At 40.6% G+C, this 15,357-nt stretch carries 17 protein-coding genes; 2 read left to right on the top strand and 15 right to left on the bottom strand.

What is annotated here, in order from left to right; translation table 11 throughout:
- Positions 1 to 28 precede the first annotated feature (28 nt).
- From murA to C1A05_RS01690, 15 genes are all read right to left on the bottom strand, one after another.
- Positions 29 to 1,342, bottom strand: coding sequence for a UDP-N-acetylglucosamine 1-carboxyvinyltransferase (gene murA, locus C1A05_RS01760; RefSeq protein WP_102026449.1), 1,314 nt, complete (start codon positions 1,340 to 1,342; stop codon positions 29 to 31).
- Positions 1,343 to 1,381: 39 nt separating this feature from the next.
- Entirely contained in the window at positions 1,382 to 2,116 is a 735-nt protein-coding gene (locus C1A05_RS01755; RefSeq protein WP_102026448.1) for a YwmB family TATA-box binding protein, read from the bottom strand.
- A 141-nt stretch (positions 2,117 to 2,257) separates the two neighbouring features.
- A complete protein-coding gene (locus tag C1A05_RS01750) occupies positions 2,258 to 2,494 on the bottom strand; it encodes a DUF1146 family protein (RefSeq protein WP_102026447.1) in 237 nt (78 codons plus the stop codon).
- Between the two features lie 99 nt (positions 2,495 to 2,593).
- Complete coding sequence (nuoN, locus tag C1A05_RS01745; RefSeq protein WP_102026446.1) at positions 2,594 to 4,057, bottom strand: NADH-quinone oxidoreductase subunit NuoN; 1,464 nt, start codon at positions 4,055 to 4,057, stop codon at positions 2,594 to 2,596.
- A 5-nt stretch (positions 4,058 to 4,062) separates the two neighbouring features.
- Positions 4,063 to 5,532 (bottom strand): complex I subunit 4 family protein, encoded by a 1,470-nt coding sequence (locus C1A05_RS01740; RefSeq protein WP_102026445.1) that lies wholly within the window; start codon positions 5,530 to 5,532, stop codon positions 4,063 to 4,065.
- Complete coding sequence (gene nuoL, locus C1A05_RS01735) at positions 5,533 to 7,395, bottom strand: NADH-quinone oxidoreductase subunit L (protein WP_102026444.1); 1,863 nt, start codon at positions 7,393 to 7,395, stop codon at positions 5,533 to 5,535.
- A gap of 68 nt (positions 7,396 to 7,463) precedes the next feature.
- A complete protein-coding gene (nuoK, locus tag C1A05_RS01730) occupies positions 7,464 to 7,769 on the bottom strand; it encodes an NADH-quinone oxidoreductase subunit NuoK (protein WP_102026443.1) in 306 nt (101 codons plus the stop codon).
- A complete protein-coding gene (locus C1A05_RS01725) occupies positions 7,769 to 8,272 on the bottom strand; it encodes an NADH-quinone oxidoreductase subunit J (protein WP_102026442.1) in 504 nt (167 codons plus the stop codon). Before C1A05_RS01725 ends, nuoK begins: the two co-directional genes overlap by 1 nt.
- Before the next feature lie 2 nt (positions 8,273 to 8,274).
- Entirely contained in the window at positions 8,275 to 8,688 is a 414-nt protein-coding gene (nuoI, locus tag C1A05_RS01720; protein WP_102026441.1) for an NADH-quinone oxidoreductase subunit NuoI, read from the bottom strand.
- Between the two features lie 52 nt (positions 8,689 to 8,740).
- Positions 8,741 to 9,748, bottom strand: a complete 1,008-nt coding sequence (gene nuoH / locus C1A05_RS01715; protein ID WP_102026440.1) for an NADH-quinone oxidoreductase subunit NuoH — start codon at positions 9,746 to 9,748, stop codon at positions 8,741 to 8,743.
- Entirely contained in the window at positions 9,748 to 10,848 is a 1,101-nt protein-coding gene (locus C1A05_RS01710; protein WP_102026439.1) for an NADH-quinone oxidoreductase subunit D, read from the bottom strand. The genes nuoH and C1A05_RS01710 overlap by 1 nt, the downstream gene beginning before the upstream one ends.
- A 2-nt stretch (positions 10,849 to 10,850) precedes the next feature.
- On the bottom strand, positions 10,851 to 11,771 hold the full coding sequence (locus C1A05_RS01705) for an NADH-quinone oxidoreductase subunit C (RefSeq protein ID WP_234998245.1): 921 nt from the start codon (positions 11,769 to 11,771) through the stop codon (positions 10,851 to 10,853).
- The gene (locus tag C1A05_RS01700) at positions 11,768 to 12,286 is read right to left on the bottom strand and encodes a NuoB/complex I 20 kDa subunit family protein (RefSeq protein ID WP_102026438.1); all 519 of its coding nucleotides are present in this window, start codon (positions 12,284 to 12,286) and stop codon (positions 11,768 to 11,770) included. The genes C1A05_RS01705 and C1A05_RS01700 overlap by 4 nt, the downstream gene beginning before the upstream one ends.
- The gene (locus C1A05_RS01695; RefSeq protein WP_102026437.1) at positions 12,277 to 12,651 is read right to left on the bottom strand and encodes an NADH-quinone oxidoreductase subunit A; all 375 of its coding nucleotides are present in this window, start codon (positions 12,649 to 12,651) and stop codon (positions 12,277 to 12,279) included. The genes C1A05_RS01700 and C1A05_RS01695 overlap by 10 nt, the downstream gene beginning before the upstream one ends.
- A gap of 489 nt (positions 12,652 to 13,140) precedes the next feature.
- Positions 13,141 to 14,463: a WG repeat-containing protein gene (locus C1A05_RS01690; protein WP_102026436.1), complete on the bottom strand. Its 1,323-nt coding sequence runs from the start codon at positions 14,461 to 14,463 to the stop codon at positions 13,141 to 13,143.
- Positions 14,464 to 14,687: 224 nt separating this feature from the next.
- Between C1A05_RS01690 and C1A05_RS17930 the strand changes: the two genes are divergently transcribed.
- Entirely contained in the window at positions 14,688 to 14,846 is a 159-nt protein-coding gene (locus tag C1A05_RS17930) for a hypothetical protein (RefSeq protein ID WP_159461961.1), read from the top strand.
- A 126-nt stretch (positions 14,847 to 14,972) separates the two neighbouring features.
- A complete protein-coding gene (locus tag C1A05_RS17835) occupies positions 14,973 to 15,284 on the top strand; it encodes a hypothetical protein (protein WP_145997275.1) in 312 nt (103 codons plus the stop codon).
- The last annotated feature ends 73 nt before the right edge of the window (positions 15,285 to 15,357 follow it).

Here is a 15,357-nt window from a genome sequence, read left to right as displayed (position 1 = left end):
TCTTCTGCATCCCTTCTCCAATTCCAACTTATATGGAGGAAATTTTATTCCCTGTATTTATATCAACTACATTTCCGTCCTCTGCTTCACGCACACGTACAATGTCCGCACCTAGGCCTTGTAATTTGCCTACAAAGTCTACATATCCACGATCTAAATGCTTAAGCTGTGTAACGCGCGTGTAGCCGTCAGCAACTAACCCTGCAAGGATGAGGGCGGATGCTGCACGTAAGTCAGTAGCAGAAACTTCGGCACCTTGTAAGTCTACAGGGCCTTCAATAATTGCACTTCTGCCTTCAATTTTAATGTTTCCGTTCATACGTCCGAATTCTTCCACATGCATGAAACGATTTTCAAATACAGTTTCGCTAATAACCGATGTTCCTACTGCTTTCATCGTCAAGGCCATAAGTTGGGGTTGCATATCCGTTGGAAAACCTGGATATGGTAAGGTCTTAATACTTACCGGCTTTAACTTTTCAGGACCTACGACACGAATGCCATCAACTTTCTCCTCAATGATCGCACCCATTTCTTCTAGCTTTGCAATGGTAGAGCGTAAGTGCATGGATAAGGCACCCTTCACAAATACATCTCCACCAGTAATTGCAGCGGCAACCATAAAGGTACCAGCTTCAATTCGGTCAGGGATAATGGTATGATCTGCACCTTGTAGAGCATCTACTCCTTCGATGCGGATTGTTTCTGTTCCCGCGCCAACAATTTTTGCTCCCATTTTATTCAAGAAATTAGATAGATCCACAATTTCTGGTTCTCTTGCGCAGTTTTCAATTACCGTTTTTCCTTCTGCAAGTACAGCAGCCATCATAATGTTTTCTGTAGCTCCGACGCTTGGGAAGTCTAGATAAATGTTCGCACCTTTTAAGCGATCTTTTGTATAAGCTTCGACAAAGCCGTTCGTTACATGAACCTCGGCACCCATTGCTTCAAAGCCTTTTAAATGCTGATCAATTGGTCTTGATCCAATTGCACATCCACCTGGCATTGCCACTTTCGCATGCCCATAACGCGCAAGTAATGGACCTAAAACAAGCACAGATCCACGCATTTTTCTCACATATTCTAAGGGAGCTTCTGTCTTCAAATATCGTGCTGCATCTATAATAAGAGTCTTTTCGTGTGACAAAATACTAACATTCATATATCTTAAAACTTCACTCATCGTATCTACATCAGCGAGCGCGGGCACTTCGCGTAAAATGCTTTTTCCTTCGTTCGCCATAATACTAGCTGCAATAATCGGTAGCACAGCATTCTTAGCACCTTCAACTTGAACCGTGCCACATAGCTTGCTTCCACCACTTACAATGATTTTATCCAATACTATTCCCCTCCGCGTCCCTAGTTAGTATTCATTATATTAATATTCAACTGTTAGGATTGGTGTTCCAATTGTTATTGTAGTCCCCGTTTCAGCAGCATGTCGCACGGCCAGCTGTACATTCATGTCTTCTGTATCGGATATCGGAATACGTTCTACCTGTAAATTCGGAATAAATCCAGAAACAGTCGTAAAATTATCTTCGTTTAACATTTTTAGTGTATGCATGTTTGTAAATTGTGTAAATTTTTCTGTAACAAAATTACTTTTAATTATATCGTCAACTTGTGCTTCCATACAAGTGAAAAAAGAAGGATTTTTGGTGAAATATTGGGAAATTGCTCGAAAAATGTTTTCTTTTATAAATTTCTCCTCCCAAAGGCCGAATTCCTCCCCTTTTATAAGATAAAATAATTGAATAGACCCCTTATTGTTTTTCTCCTGCACTACTGATATTTGTTCGCTCACCTTTTTATTTTTATGAACGTACTCCACAAAGTATTTCACCGAATGCTCGGATGTTTCTTTCTTTATATTTGCGTTCGGGTATAGGTTGTAAATAAATGCTTTAGGAGATAGCGCTTCTGTTGAAATAATCTGTTCTCTCGCCATTACTTGCCACTCCGTTACCGCTAAATCCTCTTTATTAAAAAAGTCTTGAAATAGATGTAAAGGCTCTAAGCTACTTGTCGATTTCGCCTCTGTATTGGATAAATTAAAACTAAATAAAAATAAAACAATTGCCATAAACGCTACATATTTTTTACGATACATGCTTATCTCTCCCACTCGTCCCTTTTTGAATTCTAGTATGTACGGAATAGGAGACTATTAAACTAGTAAAATTTATTTTTTACGAAATATCTTCCCGCTTCATGAAGCAAAAAAAATCGGCACCCATTTGAGCACCCATTTTTAATAAAAGAAATAAACCATATCCTGTGACCACGATAAAATATCAAGAAAGAAATTGCTTACAGTATGCCCTAGTGCAATAGCAACCAATAAAAACAACACCCTGGACTCCATTACTTTCCCCTTCTTAAAAATCCCTTCAATCCGCACGCTTTGCAAAGCATACCAGGCAATGACAATAAAAAAGACATGTGAGATCATCCCGATTAAAGCGGTATATCCCATCGATTGAAACATGCGCTTCACTCCTTCTAACCTAAAACATGACATGCACGCATAAAAAAGTCAACTTAAAACAAAACGCCCACCACAACGGGCAGGCACTTGCTTAAGTCGTTATTGAAAAAAATTCAGCGCTAGAAATGGGAAGATACCTAATATAATAGTCCCCGCCACACATGCGATTAATGGAATCGATTCTGCAACGCGTACGCTCACCTTACCTTCTAGCTGAGGTGGTCGGATAAACATTTGCACTAAAATATTAAAGTAATATAGGTAGGAGATAATTGTCCCTAATGCCATGACAGCTGCCAAAATATAAAGACTAGGCTCTGCTAAAATGGCACCAACAAAGATATTGAATTTCCCAATAAAGCCTGCTGTCCCCGGAATGCCTGCTAGAGATATTAAAAAGATCGTCATACACACCGCAAGTACAGGGGAAGTTTGGTACAGCCCAGTAAAAATCGAAATATCCTCTGATTTTTTTTGCTGCTCCAATAAGTAAATCACCATAAAGGCACCAATGGTCATAAAGCTGTATGCAAATAAATAAAACCACACATTTTCCACCGATAGCTGGGAAATCGAAGTAAGGGGTATGAGCATGTAACCGGCGTGGCCAATACTGGAATAGGCTAACATCCGCTTCATATTCCGCTGTCTTAAAGCAATTAGATTCCCAACAAGCATGGATAGGATCGCTAACACCGCAATAAATAAGAGCATTGAATCATATAGCGATGTATTCGCCTCCCCATTCCCGGTGAAAATCGTAAAGAAAATATTCATGATAATCACGAAACCAGCAGTCTTCGAAATAACACTTAAAAAGGCTGTAACAGGTGTTGATGCCCCTTCATACACATCTGGTGTCCACATATGAAATGGCACCGTGGAAATTTTAAAGGACAATCCGATGAACATCATGATGAAACCAATGGTCGCAACCGGCTCTGCTGTTCCGAGTGATGCTGACATTTCCCGGGAAATGTCGACAAGATTTGTTGAACCAGACACCCCATATATGTAACTCATGCCGAATAATGTAAAGGCTGTTGCGATACTTCCATTAATGACATACTTCATCGCCCCTTCGTTTGCCCTCAGGCTTTTTTTACGTAATCCAACCATAATATAAGAGGACAGAGAAAGCAGCTCTAAGCCAACAAATAATGTAATCAAGTCACCACTAGACGCCATCATCATTGCCCCAAGCAAGGCGGATAGTAACAAATAAATATACTCGCTTCGATCTGTAATCTCTTTATTGCTTTCGTTCGATAGAATCATCAAGAAAATGAGCATCGCTCCAATTAGGAGTATGAACTTAAAGTAATATGCAAACGGTGTAAACAAATATGTGTCATGTAAGATTGAAACTTGATCGTGACCGTATTGTGGCACTAACAAAATAAAGGCAAGAATGACACCGACTAACCCGAGCTTAGGGATGTTCTTCTTCACACTTGTTGGGCCGAATAGATCGATCACAGTTAGCAATACACCAACAATTAATATCGTAAACTCTGGTGCCATGATTCCCCAATTAAAGCTAAGTAATGTATCTAAATCCATCGGCTCTACCCCCCTATCCCTAATATGGTTTCAATGGTTAGCTGTAGCATGTGTCCAATTGCATTTGGATAAACGCCAATTCCTATAATACAAATAAGCAAGACGACTGCTGGAACAACCTCCGATGCCTTCAAGTCCTGCACTTCCCCGTAGGTGCTTTTGTACGTTCCATAGGTCATATTTAAAATGGCGCGAAGCATGTAAACAACCGTCATAATAATCCCAAGTGTTCCTATCGCTGCTAAAATGGGCATTTCCTTAAATATCCCGAGAAAAACGGTGAACTCACTAACAAATCCACTCATCCCCGGTAAACCTAGATTTGCCAGTGCTGCCGCTAAGAAAAAGCCCGCCAACAATGGGGTTAACCTTGCAAGGCCACTTAGCTTCTTCAAAAGCGTCGTGTTCGTCCGGGCGAGTAAGGATCCAACTAAGAAAAAGAGCATAGCTGCGATCAATCCGTGAGATACAGATTGGAAAATAGCACCTTGTATTCCCGCCGTATTTAATGCCGATACCCCAAGCAGCACGATTCCCATATGCGAGATACTGGAATACGCAAACACCGAGCGTAAATCTTCTTGCACAAAGGCTAAATAGGCACCATACAACAGGTTGAACAGTCCGAGTACTGCAATTAGGATGGCGAGGGAGTCAAATGCATCTGGGAAAAAACCGACCCCAAATTTTATTAATCCGTAGGCACCAATTTTCAATAATACGCCTGCGTGAATCATTACAACTGCTGGTGGCGCATGGACGTGAACCTTCACCATCCAGGAATGGAACGGAAAAATTGGCAGCTTGATTCCAAACGCTAGCAGGAATGCAAAAGCAAGACCGAGCTGCAGGGTTGGATTTCCATTTTCTGCAAAGTAATGTTGTACTTCAGCGTAATTGGTGCTCCCAGCTAAAACAAAGATAGCCGCAATCCCTATTAATAAAATCATCGAGCCTAGACCGTTATAAATCACATAGCGAAAAGCCGCTTCTTCTCGATCTGTCCCACCCCATTTCGAGATGAGGAAAAACATCGGCACGAGCGTAATTTCAAAGAAGATAAAGAAAAGGAATAAATTATCTGCAGCGAAAACTCCAAGAATCCCCATTTGCAAAAGAAACATCAATTGGTAAAACAAGCGATTATCCTTATTTATATGCCATGTACTCGTGATCACTGCTAAAAAGCCGATGAGCGTTGTAAGTAGGATCAGCACAAGACTAAACCCATCTACATCTAACTCAAAATGGAGGCCAAGCACCTTTTCCCCGATTTCAAAAGTGATCCAGTTTATTTTCTCCGCTAAGGACGCATGATCTAAGAATTGAAACAACACAAGCCCAGATGCTAAAAGTGGTAATGCATGCAACACAACCGCACTGTTGCGGATAAATGTTTGTTCCTTTTTCGGTATGAAACAAAAGACGATAAAACCGATTAAAGGAGAGAAGACGAGAAAGGATAATAGGCCCATCTAATACCCTCCTTTCCAAATATAGAACGCCATAAATAGTACCAACCCTAAAAAGGCAACGGCTCCATACGTCTGGGTCTGGCCATTTTGTGTTTTCGACCCAGTCTTTCCGATTGAAAAGAAGAAGCCCTGTATCATATCCATCATTCCACTTACAACATACATTTCAATATAATGGAATGCCATCCCTAGCCCTCGTGTCCCTTTTACAAAGGTTAATTCATAAAATTCATCGATATAATAGTTACGGGAGAGCATCCGATACGTACCAGAGAAGGACTGCTTCCAATTCCCTTGGTCGACTTTCTTTCCTTCATATATGTAGTACGCGAGCGCAATTCCCCCAAGCGATACAATAGTCGCAGCAAGCATAATCCAAACTGGGGAGCTATGATGTCCACCTGTTAAGAAGGACGCCCCTTCTGTCAACCAGTCCCCTAAAAAGGTTCCAAACCAAGGAGTGTTTACATAGCCAATCCCAAGTGCAAATATAGCCAAGACAACCATGGTCGCTTTCATACCAATAGGTGCTTCCTGAATGTGATCGAGTGATTTTTTCGGTTCTCCTCGGAACACTAGGAAATAGAGTCTAAACATATATAGGGAGGTTAAAAATGCTGCCCCTAATGCAACAAAGAACAAGACATATTGACCATCCGCCCATACTGCAGCGAGAATTTCTTCTTTACTAAAGAAGCCGGATAATAAAGGAAACCCACTAATCGCAAGCGCTCCCACGAGAAAAGAAAAGCTAGTAACCTTTAGCTTTTTGTTCAAGCCGCCCATTTCCTTAATGTTTTGCGTATGCAAGGCGTGGATGACACTTCCTGCTGCAAGAAACAGTAATGCTTTAAAAAAGGCATGGGTAAATAAGTGAAACACGCCTGCTGTATACCCGAGCACCCCCATGGCAAGCATCATATAGCCAAGCTGCGAAATGGTGGAATACGCAAGCACTTGTTTTATATCGTTTTGGACAAGTCCAATCGTAGCTGCATATATTGCGGTGAATGCCCCAACGCAAGCGACTACCGTCAGTGCAATCGCGCTTGCCATATAAAGCGGGTACATTACTGCTACTAAGTACACACCTGCCGCTACCATTGTTGCTGCGTGGATGAGGGCAGATACTGGCGTTGGACCTTCCATTGCATCTGGAAGCCACGTATGTAAAGGGAACTGTCCTGATTTACCGATTGCACCGATAAAGATTAGGATTGCAATCAATGTCACCATTCCCGCTTCCACCTGCCCGGCGGTAATACTCGTATAGATATCCGTAAAGCGTAGACTGTTCGTTTGCCAGAATAATAGAATAAGCCCGATCAGTAAGCCTACATCCCCAATTCTTGTCATGATAAATGCTTTCTTTGCTGCTTGCTTGGCACTATTTTTATAGAAATAGAAGCCAATTAACAGGAACGAGCCTAAGCCGACAAGCTCCCAAAACATGTAAAATTGCAATAGATTCGGAGACAAAACAAGCCCGAGCATTGCCGAGGTGAATAGACCGAGATACCCATAGTAAACAGAGATCCGGCTGTCTCCCTTCATATACCCCATGGAATACACATGAATAAGAAAGCTAATAAAGGAAACAAGTAAGAGCATTAAACTATTTAATGGATTTAATAAGACCCCAAACGTAATGTCAATGGACCCAATTGTAAGCCATGACCATTCTTGAGTGAAGGTCCCTTGTTGGAAGCTTGCGAAAAAAACTGCAAGTGTAAGACCAAATGTAATGGCAGATGCTGCAACTGCAAACCAGGATGCAAGGCTACGAGCTGCCTTGCGCATCCATAATAGACAGAGGAAGGAAACGAAAGGCACTACTGGGATTAACCATGCTAAGTAAATCATTCCACTCAAATCCCTTCTAACGAGATTTTCTAAAAAGACAGACTGTGTTAAGGAAAAAATCTGTCATATTAATCTTTCAACGTATTCATTTTGTCGATGTTCACATTTCGTTTGTTGCGATAAAGAGCGATTAAAATGGCCATCCCGACCGCGACTTCAGCAGCAGCTACCGTAATCGTAAACAACGAAAAAACTTGTCCAGAAATATTCGCGTTCGCTCCGTACTTACTGAAGGCAATCAGGTTTAAGTTCACTGCATTCAGCATGAGTTCAATGCAAATTAACACGATGATCGTATTTCGTTTCGTAAGTGCACCAAACAATCCAATACAAAAAAGGATAAGGGCAACGATTAAATAAGGCTGCATTGGCATTATTCATCCGCCTCCTTATTTTTAGCTAATATAATGGCACCGACTAATGCGACAAGTAGTACAACCGATACGAGCTCAAACGGTATAACATAATGGGAGAAAATCAAAATCCCTATCTGCTCGGTATTTTCAACATGTAGGTTCGTTGCTTCCGTTGGATAAAAAAGATTTTCAATCGCATAGTAGACGGTAATGAAAAACACAATCACCCCGATGCCAACAAGACCCGTGCGAACCGGGGTTTTTGTTCGTCGCTCCTTGCTATTATGTTTCGTGAGCATGATGCCAAAAATCATCATAATGGAAATCGCACCCGAGTAGATTAAAATTTGAACAACCGCAACAAACTCTGCAGACAAGGTCACGTATAACCCCGCCAAGCTTAAGAAGGTTAACACAACTGCCAATACCATATGAACCACTTTTCGTAAGTTCAACATGAGGATTCCACCTAAAATGGCGAGAGCAGAAAGGAGCATGAACGCGAGTGCTTCTCCATCCATCGTTAATTCTCCTTTCTAATATTTGTATCGTTTTCATCAAGCCATTGCAGGTCTTTATATAGCTCATCTCTTGAATACTCTGCTAGCTCAAAGTTATTCGTCATCACAATCGCATTCGTTGGACAAACCTCTGTACAAAAATCACACAATATGCAAATTTCAAAGTTAATATCGAATGTCTCAATAATGCGCCCTTTTCGTTCTGGATCTGGGTTCTTTTTCCCCGTTAGCGTAATGCAATCGGTTGGACAAATATTGGCACATTGATTACATACGATACACTTTTCCGGATAAAACTTCTGAATACCACGAAACCGATCGGGTAAGGGAATTGCCTCATCAGGGTAGCTGTAGCTCATTTTTTCCTTGCCCATGTTTTTCAACGTATGCTTCAACCCTTTTGCTAAACCGATCATGTAAACACCACCTTTTTCTTTTTGGAGGACCTTGAATAATCTTTAAAAAGCCTTAAAAAAACAATTCCTTCAATATGGCGGATAAAAAGATATTGGCTAACGAAATTGGCAGGAGCACCTTCCATGCAAATTCCATTAACTGATCTGAACGCAGCCTCGGCAATGTAGCTCGAATCCACATGAATACAAAAACAACGAGGCTAAATTTTAAAGCAAACCAGACAAAGCCCGGAATAAAGCCAAGACCGATAATGGGCTGCCATCCCCCTAAAAAGAGCACGGTAATAAGTCCAGCCATCGCAAACATATACACATATTCCGCTAGCATGAAAAAGGCAAAGCGGAAGCCTGAATATTCTACGTGATACCCCGCAATAATTTCCGATTCCGCTTCCGGTAAATCAAAGGGAATCCGGTTCAATTCCGCTAATGCACAAATAAAAAAGATGATAAAACCAATAGGCTGCAAAAGAATATATGGAACGTATTGCTGCTGCTCGATAATTTCGGTTAAATTCAAGGTTCCAGCAAACAACACGAGACCTACTAAAGACATCAATAGTGGAATTTCATAGGAGATCATTTGTGCAACCGCACGCATGCCTCCCATAAGCGCATACTTATTATTGGAAGCCCAGCCCGCTGTCACAATCCCAATTGTAGAAATTCCGGAAATGGCAATAAAATAGAGCAAGCCAATTCCTAAATTGGCGAATGTTAACGTTTCCGTGTAAGGGAGGACAACGAGCACCATAAACGATGGAACAAAGGCGATAACTGGTGCTAAAATGAACAGCCCTTTATCCGCAAGCTTCGGTCTAGTATCCTCTTTAATTAATAGCTTAAAAACATCCGCAACGGTTTGCAGGAGCCCAAACCGACCACCGGTTCTGTTTGGGCCATACCGAAGCTGAATATATCCCATCACCTTCCGCTCCGCTAAAATCGCATAGGTTACAAATCCTAACACCATAAGTAAAAATGGAACGGTAATGAGAAGATAGATTGCGAAACTCTCGATGGTTGGAGAGGATGTGAACACACCTTGAATCCATTCCATTACCCATCAACCTCCCCTAGTACAATATCGACGCCTCCTAAAATCGCAACTAAATTCGCCATGTTCTCGCCCTTTAGAAGCTTCGGTAAAATTTGTAGGTTGTAGAAGGACGGTCGGCGGAACTTTAAGCGATAGGGCTCCTTTTTCCCGTCGCTCGCAATATAACAGCCTATTTCCCCACGAGGAGATTCAATTCGTACATATGCCTCCCCTTTTGGTGGGCGGATGATTCTAGGAACTTTTCCTAAAACAGGCCCACTCTCCGGAAACTGCTCCACAGCCTGCTCGACAATCTTTAGCGATTCCTCCATCTCCTGCATTCGACATTCATACCGCGCCCATGCATCCCCTTCTTCTCTCGTAACCACTTGAAAGTCGAAGCGATCATAAATGGAATACGGCTCCACTTTTCGAATATCATAATTTACTCCCGTACAGCGTAGGTTTGCTCCACTTAACGAATGGGCAATAGCATCCTCTTTTGTATATGTTCCTATCCCTTTCGCACGCTCTTTAAATATCTCATTTCCAGTCACGAGCTCATGATATCCCTCTATTTGTTCTCTCATATAAGGGACAAAGTTTTTTACCTTCTCAATCCAACCCTCAGGAGCATCCCATTTGACCCCACCAATTCGCATATAGTTAAAGGTAAGTCGTCCACCAGACAGCTCATTTAGTAGATTGATAATGTGCTCTCTGTCCCGGAATGCATATAGAAATGGACTTGTAGCACCGATATCAAGCAGATACGTCCCATACCAAACGAGGTGGCTAGCAATCCGACCTAGCTCCATTGCAAGTACCCGTAAATATTCTGCTCTCTCTGGTACCTCCAGCTCAATCATCGTTTCCACTGCATGACATAAGACATAATTGTTTGTCATGGCGGATAAGTAATCCATTCTGTCTGTATACGGAATAATTTGGGTGTATTGTAGGTCTTCTGCAATTTTTTCCGTACCTCTATGTAAATAACCTATGACAGGTGTAGCCTCTTTTATGATTTCACCGTCAATTTTTAAAATTAACCGAAAAACGCCATGTGTACTAGGATGCTGTGGTCCTACATTTAATAGCATTTCCTCTGTTCGAATCACGTCTACACCTCCACATCGTACGGTTCATAATCTTTTCGTAGCGGATGTCCCTTCCAGTCTTCCCCTAATAAAATGCGCTTCAAATCAGGGTGTCCCGTAAACTGTATGCCAAGCAAGTCATAAGTCTCGCTTTCTGGCCAGTTTGCCCCCTCCCAAATAGGGGTAAGGGAATCGATCGTAGGATTGTCTCGGTCTACTTTTACTTTTAATGCAATCGAGTGATTTTTCGTTAAGGAATATAAATGTACATATACTTCCATATGGGTTTCATAGTCGACACCATGAATATCTGATAAATACGTAAAGGCAAGCTCCTCGTGCTCTTTTAGAAATTTTGCAAGTTGGAAGTAGTGTTCTGGTTTTGCGACAATGGTAGGAATATGCTTAGATAGTCGATTAATATAGTTTTCCGCAAGTACGTTTTTGCCGAGATGCTCTTCGATTACCTGAACAAAGGACTCTAACTGGGGTTGTTTTGGTGATGGCGCTTCTTCCTTCGGCTCTTCGTCCTTTTTCTTCCGTTTTCTAGGTGGACGTTTTGGTCTTTCAGGTTTTTCGTCTGATTGTGCATCTATTTGTGCGTCAGATTTTTTTGCGGTGGTTTTCTCTGTATTTGTTTCGTCTTTGCTGGATGCAGAGGTGGGTTCTTCGTTTGGCTTTTTGCTCGATTTAGTGGTGGATGTATGGCTAGGTTCTGTGGCGCCTTCTTGTTCCGTTTTGGATGTCGGGCTATCGTTGGTGGATTGGTCTTGCATTTCCTTGTTTGTGTCAGTGGGTGGGTTTTGGTTTGCTTCGTTTCTGGCATCTGGTTCGGTGCTAGCGTCTGATTTTAATTCTGATGTTTGGGATGAAGGTTGGTCTGATTGTGCTTCTAAGTCCTTCTTCTTTTGTAAATCTTCTAAGTCCTTTTCTTCGTTACTCACTGATTTGTCACCCGCTTCCCTGTCTTAGCTTCATAGCGGATTTTTTCTTGTAGCTTGTTAATTCCATATAATAATGCTGCTGGGTTCGGTGGGCATCCTGGGATATATACATCTACCGGCACGATTTGGTCTACCCCTTTTACAACGGAATACGAATGGATGTAAGGACCACCAGCTGTTGCACAGGAGCCCATGGCGATCACCCATTTCGGTTCTGGCATTTGATCGTAAAGTCGCCTTATGATTGGGGCCATTTTCTTCGTAACCGTACCGGAAACAATCATACAGTCGGATTGCCTCGGAGACGTTCGGAAAATGGAGCCGAATCGATCTAAGTCATAATGCGAGGCGCCAACCCCCATCATTTCAATCGCACAGCACGCGAGCCCGAACTGCACTGGCCATAAGGAGTTGCTTCTCGCCCAAGCCTTTAGCTGTTCTAGAGTAATGAAAAATACATTGCGTTTAATGTCTTCCTCTTTTGTAACCTTAATGTTCTCCAAGTTCATTTCCATTTCAACACCTTCTTTTTCCAAGCGTAAATTAAACCGAGGAGGAGCATGACAATAAAAATAAGCATTTCAACGAGTGCAAATACACCAAGCTTTTCATAGGCAACAGCCCACGGATACAAAAATACGGTCTCCACATCAAAAATGACAAACATGAGCGCGAATAAATAATAGCTCACCTGGAACTGAACTCTTGAATCTTGAAATGGCTTTACACCACTTTCATAGGTTGTCAGTTTTTCTGGCGCTGGGTCATGGGGTCTTAGCATTTTACCTAAGGTTAGAGCAACAATAGGTAACATAATGGCAACAAACAGGAACACAACTACAAACAAATAACTATTTTGATAGAGATGTAATGGATCCATATATCCACCCCAATACGTAGTTTTTTGAAAATTTGAAATAAAATGTAATCGGTTTCATTATAGCAACATAGGCCAAAATTGTCGATACGATGATTTTTTGGATGGAAGATTTCATCAGTTCATGTTTATGAATGGAGGCTTCGAGACATGCAAAGAATTTTAAGTGGTTTGAAGCCTTTAATGGATGATTTATGTAGTTCGGGCTTGAGATTATGTGGTTTATGTGGCGTTTTGCTTCGTTTTGGGGGGAGTATTCCTTCGTTCGCGGGGAGTTTTCCCTCGTTCGCGGGGAGTATTCCCTCGTTCGCGGGGAGTTTTCCGCAGCACATTTAATTAATCCTCTAAATTAAACACGTAATTCGACAATATAGCTTCATAATTCAACAACATCTGCCAATAATCATTCAGTAAAAGACGTTCATTCAATTGAGCCTCATACATGAATAAAAAACGCTCCACACAAAATGCTGGAGCGTTTCCCTTTTAGAATTAATTTAGCAAATCATCTACTTTTACCATTTGAAGGGTCTCCGTATTTAATAAATAGTCTACTTCTGCAGCAGACTCTTCCACTTGGACTTCAAGAATTGGTGTTGCACTTGTTTCCATCTCTTGATCGTAATAGAAGCCATTTGTCATGATATGTTGGTCTTCATCAATTAATACTTCCCCGTCAACCGTGACTAGCTTCGCAAAATTCTCTCCCTGTACCCAAAAACGATCGTTAAAAAGAGTAGATCCGATAAAATTCTCCTCGTTAACTTGGGCTACAGCTTCTAGATTCATATTATAAAACGCTTTGGACCCACCATCTGAATTATATATTCTTAAATATGGATCCTCTAAATATACTCCATTCTCACCATCTAAATGCACTTTTCCATTAACGTCCATTATCTTGTTTTCAAGTGAAAATAATCCTTGATTTGCAAGCTCCTCTGTTGTATAAATCGTACTTGAATCCCCACCAATAGCAATGGTATTTACTAGCTCGCCCGTAAACGTATAGACACTTGTTCCATCATATTGGCTATAAACAATATGATCTCCAATAATCTCATACGGCATAAACGTTGATCCTAGGTCTTCAATAAAACCCCGAAGGTTAAAAAATTCAAAATCAGCATTATAAAAACCATCCGCGGTAACGATATTTTTATTATAGTAATTGATATATTCAAAGTCATTTTCAACATAATAATAATCATATGGTTCTTGTAAAACGAATCGTTCTTCACCGTTTTTATCAATCACGATATCTCTAGCATTTTCAGGGGCATCCTCAACCCCTTCAACAGTTGATACGATAGCTTGGCTATTCCGAAAATCTGCCTTCACTTCTCGATATTGAGGCTCTATTTGCCATTCTCCCATTTCATTGATAAATCCCCAAATTACGTATTCATCCATCATATCTCTAGCCATCTGATTTGGATCGGATATTGCTACTGCTGCCATTCCATCGTTGTAATCTTTTATCTCTAAAATGGTATTAGTAGGTTCAACAATCCATTGAAAGTTTCCATCCAATACACCATAATAATATTCTTCGTTTAGATCCATTAACGTTACGATAACAAGTCCGTTTTGTTGTGGATTAAGATCGTCAATCGTAAAGCCTTGTTCTAATAAACTCAAGGATTCCTCTTCTATTTCTTCCGTTACCTCATTTGTTTCTGTTTCATTTACGCTTTCCATCTCATCTTTTTCGATATCATTATTTTGTGATTCATCTTCTTGACTACATCCAGTTAGAGCAATAAATAAACTGATCATTATGATTGCAAAAAATTTAATTGAAATAGTCTTCATGATTGTTTTTCCTCCGATGTTTTTTCATTAAATTTTAGTACATGAAACAAATTTCTTTGTTCTTCTCCCCTCTCATTGTGGAATCCTTACATTATTATTTTAATCTATTGGAGGAGGTTTTTTGGGTTAACTGAATATTTAAATTTTATTTAGGATTAGTAATGTGATGGTGGTATTATTTGCTTATAAAATGGTGGAATTTTAGGGATGCGGGGGAGTATTTAATGGTTGAGTTGGTTAATTCAACAGTAAGCGGTGAGAATTCAACAGCATCTCGCTTTAATCGTGCAAAATATGATAATAATTCAACAAGTAAACTAAATAATCAATCCGTTCATAAGGTTATTTCAACAACACGGGTCATTAATTATATAGCACATTAATTTCATTCAATATCTTGTCCGGGAAATCAAGCGGTATATGGTGTGAATACAACAACATGTTCAAATAATCATGCAGTAAGCGATGCGTTTTCATCAACATATCCTAATAATCACGCAGTAAGCGATGTGAATTCATCAACATGTTCAAATAATCATTCAGTAAGCGATGCGTTTTCATCAACATATCCTAATAATCACGCAGTAAGCGATGCGTTTTCATCAACATATCCTAATAATCATGCAGTAAGCGATACGTATTCATCAACATATCCTAATAATCACGCAGTAAGTGATGCGTATTCATCAACATATCCTAATAATCATGCAGTAAGTGATGCGTATTCATCAACATATCCTAATAATCATGCAGTAAGTGACCCGTATTCCACAACATCTCGCTTTAATCATGCAATACAAGTAACGAATTCAACAACGTAATCAAATAATCATCCAGAAAGTACATTTAAATAAAAAAATCCCCCTGCTTCTTACAAGCAGGGGGATTTTTCCA

This window comes from Salirhabdus sp. Marseille-P4669 (assembly GCF_900240405.1).
Classification (GTDB): domain Bacteria; phylum Bacillota; class Bacilli; order Bacillales; family Alkalibacillaceae; genus OEQK01.
Note: the sequence above shows the minus strand (reverse complement) of the source record. Positions and strands in the feature narration are given on the sequence as shown.

What these genes read in the sequence shown, in the direction of transcription:
- C1A05_RS01755 (WP_102026448.1), bottom strand. Translation starts at nt 2,116, where the DNA reads ATGTATCGTAAAAAATATGTAGCGTTTATGGCAATTGTTTTATTTTTA.
- C1A05_RS01750 (WP_102026447.1), bottom strand. Translation starts at nt 2,494, where the DNA reads ATGTTTCAATCGATGGGATATACCGCTTTAATCGGGATGATCTCACAT.
- nuoN (WP_102026446.1), bottom strand. Translation starts at nt 4,057, where the DNA reads ATGGATTTAGATACATTACTTAGCTTTAATTGGGGAATCATGGCACCA.
- C1A05_RS01740 (WP_102026445.1), bottom strand. Translation starts at nt 5,532, where the DNA reads ATGGGCCTATTATCCTTTCTCGTCTTCTCTCCTTTAATCGGTTTTATC.
- nuoL (WP_102026444.1), bottom strand. Translation starts at nt 7,395, where the DNA reads ATGATTTACTTAGCATGGTTAATCCCAGTAGTGCCTTTCGTTTCCTTC.
- nuoK (WP_102026443.1), bottom strand. Translation starts at nt 7,769, where the DNA reads ATGCCAATGCAGCCTTATTTAATCGTTGCCCTTATCCTTTTTTGTATT.
- C1A05_RS01725 (WP_102026442.1), bottom strand. Translation starts at nt 8,272, where the DNA reads ATGGATGGAGAAGCACTCGCGTTCATGCTCCTTTCTGCTCTCGCCATT.
- nuoI (WP_102026441.1), bottom strand. Translation starts at nt 8,688, where the DNA reads ATGATCGGTTTAGCAAAAGGGTTGAAGCATACGTTGAAAAACATGGGC.
- nuoH (WP_102026440.1), bottom strand. Translation starts at nt 9,748, where the DNA reads ATGGAATGGATTCAAGGTGTGTTCACATCCTCTCCAACCATCGAGAGT.
- C1A05_RS01700 (WP_102026438.1), bottom strand. Translation starts at nt 12,286, where the DNA reads ATGGAAATGAACTTGGAGAACATTAAGGTTACAAAAGAGGAAGACATT.
- C1A05_RS01695 (WP_102026437.1), bottom strand. Translation starts at nt 12,651, where the DNA reads ATGGATCCATTACATCTCTATCAAAATAGTTATTTGTTTGTAGTTGTG.
- C1A05_RS01690 (WP_102026436.1), bottom strand. Translation starts at nt 14,463, where the DNA reads ATGAAGACTATTTCAATTAAATTTTTTGCAATCATAATGATCAGTTTA.
- C1A05_RS17930 (WP_159461961.1), top strand. Translation starts at nt 14,688, where the DNA reads ATGGTTGAGTTGGTTAATTCAACAGTAAGCGGTGAGAATTCAACAGCA.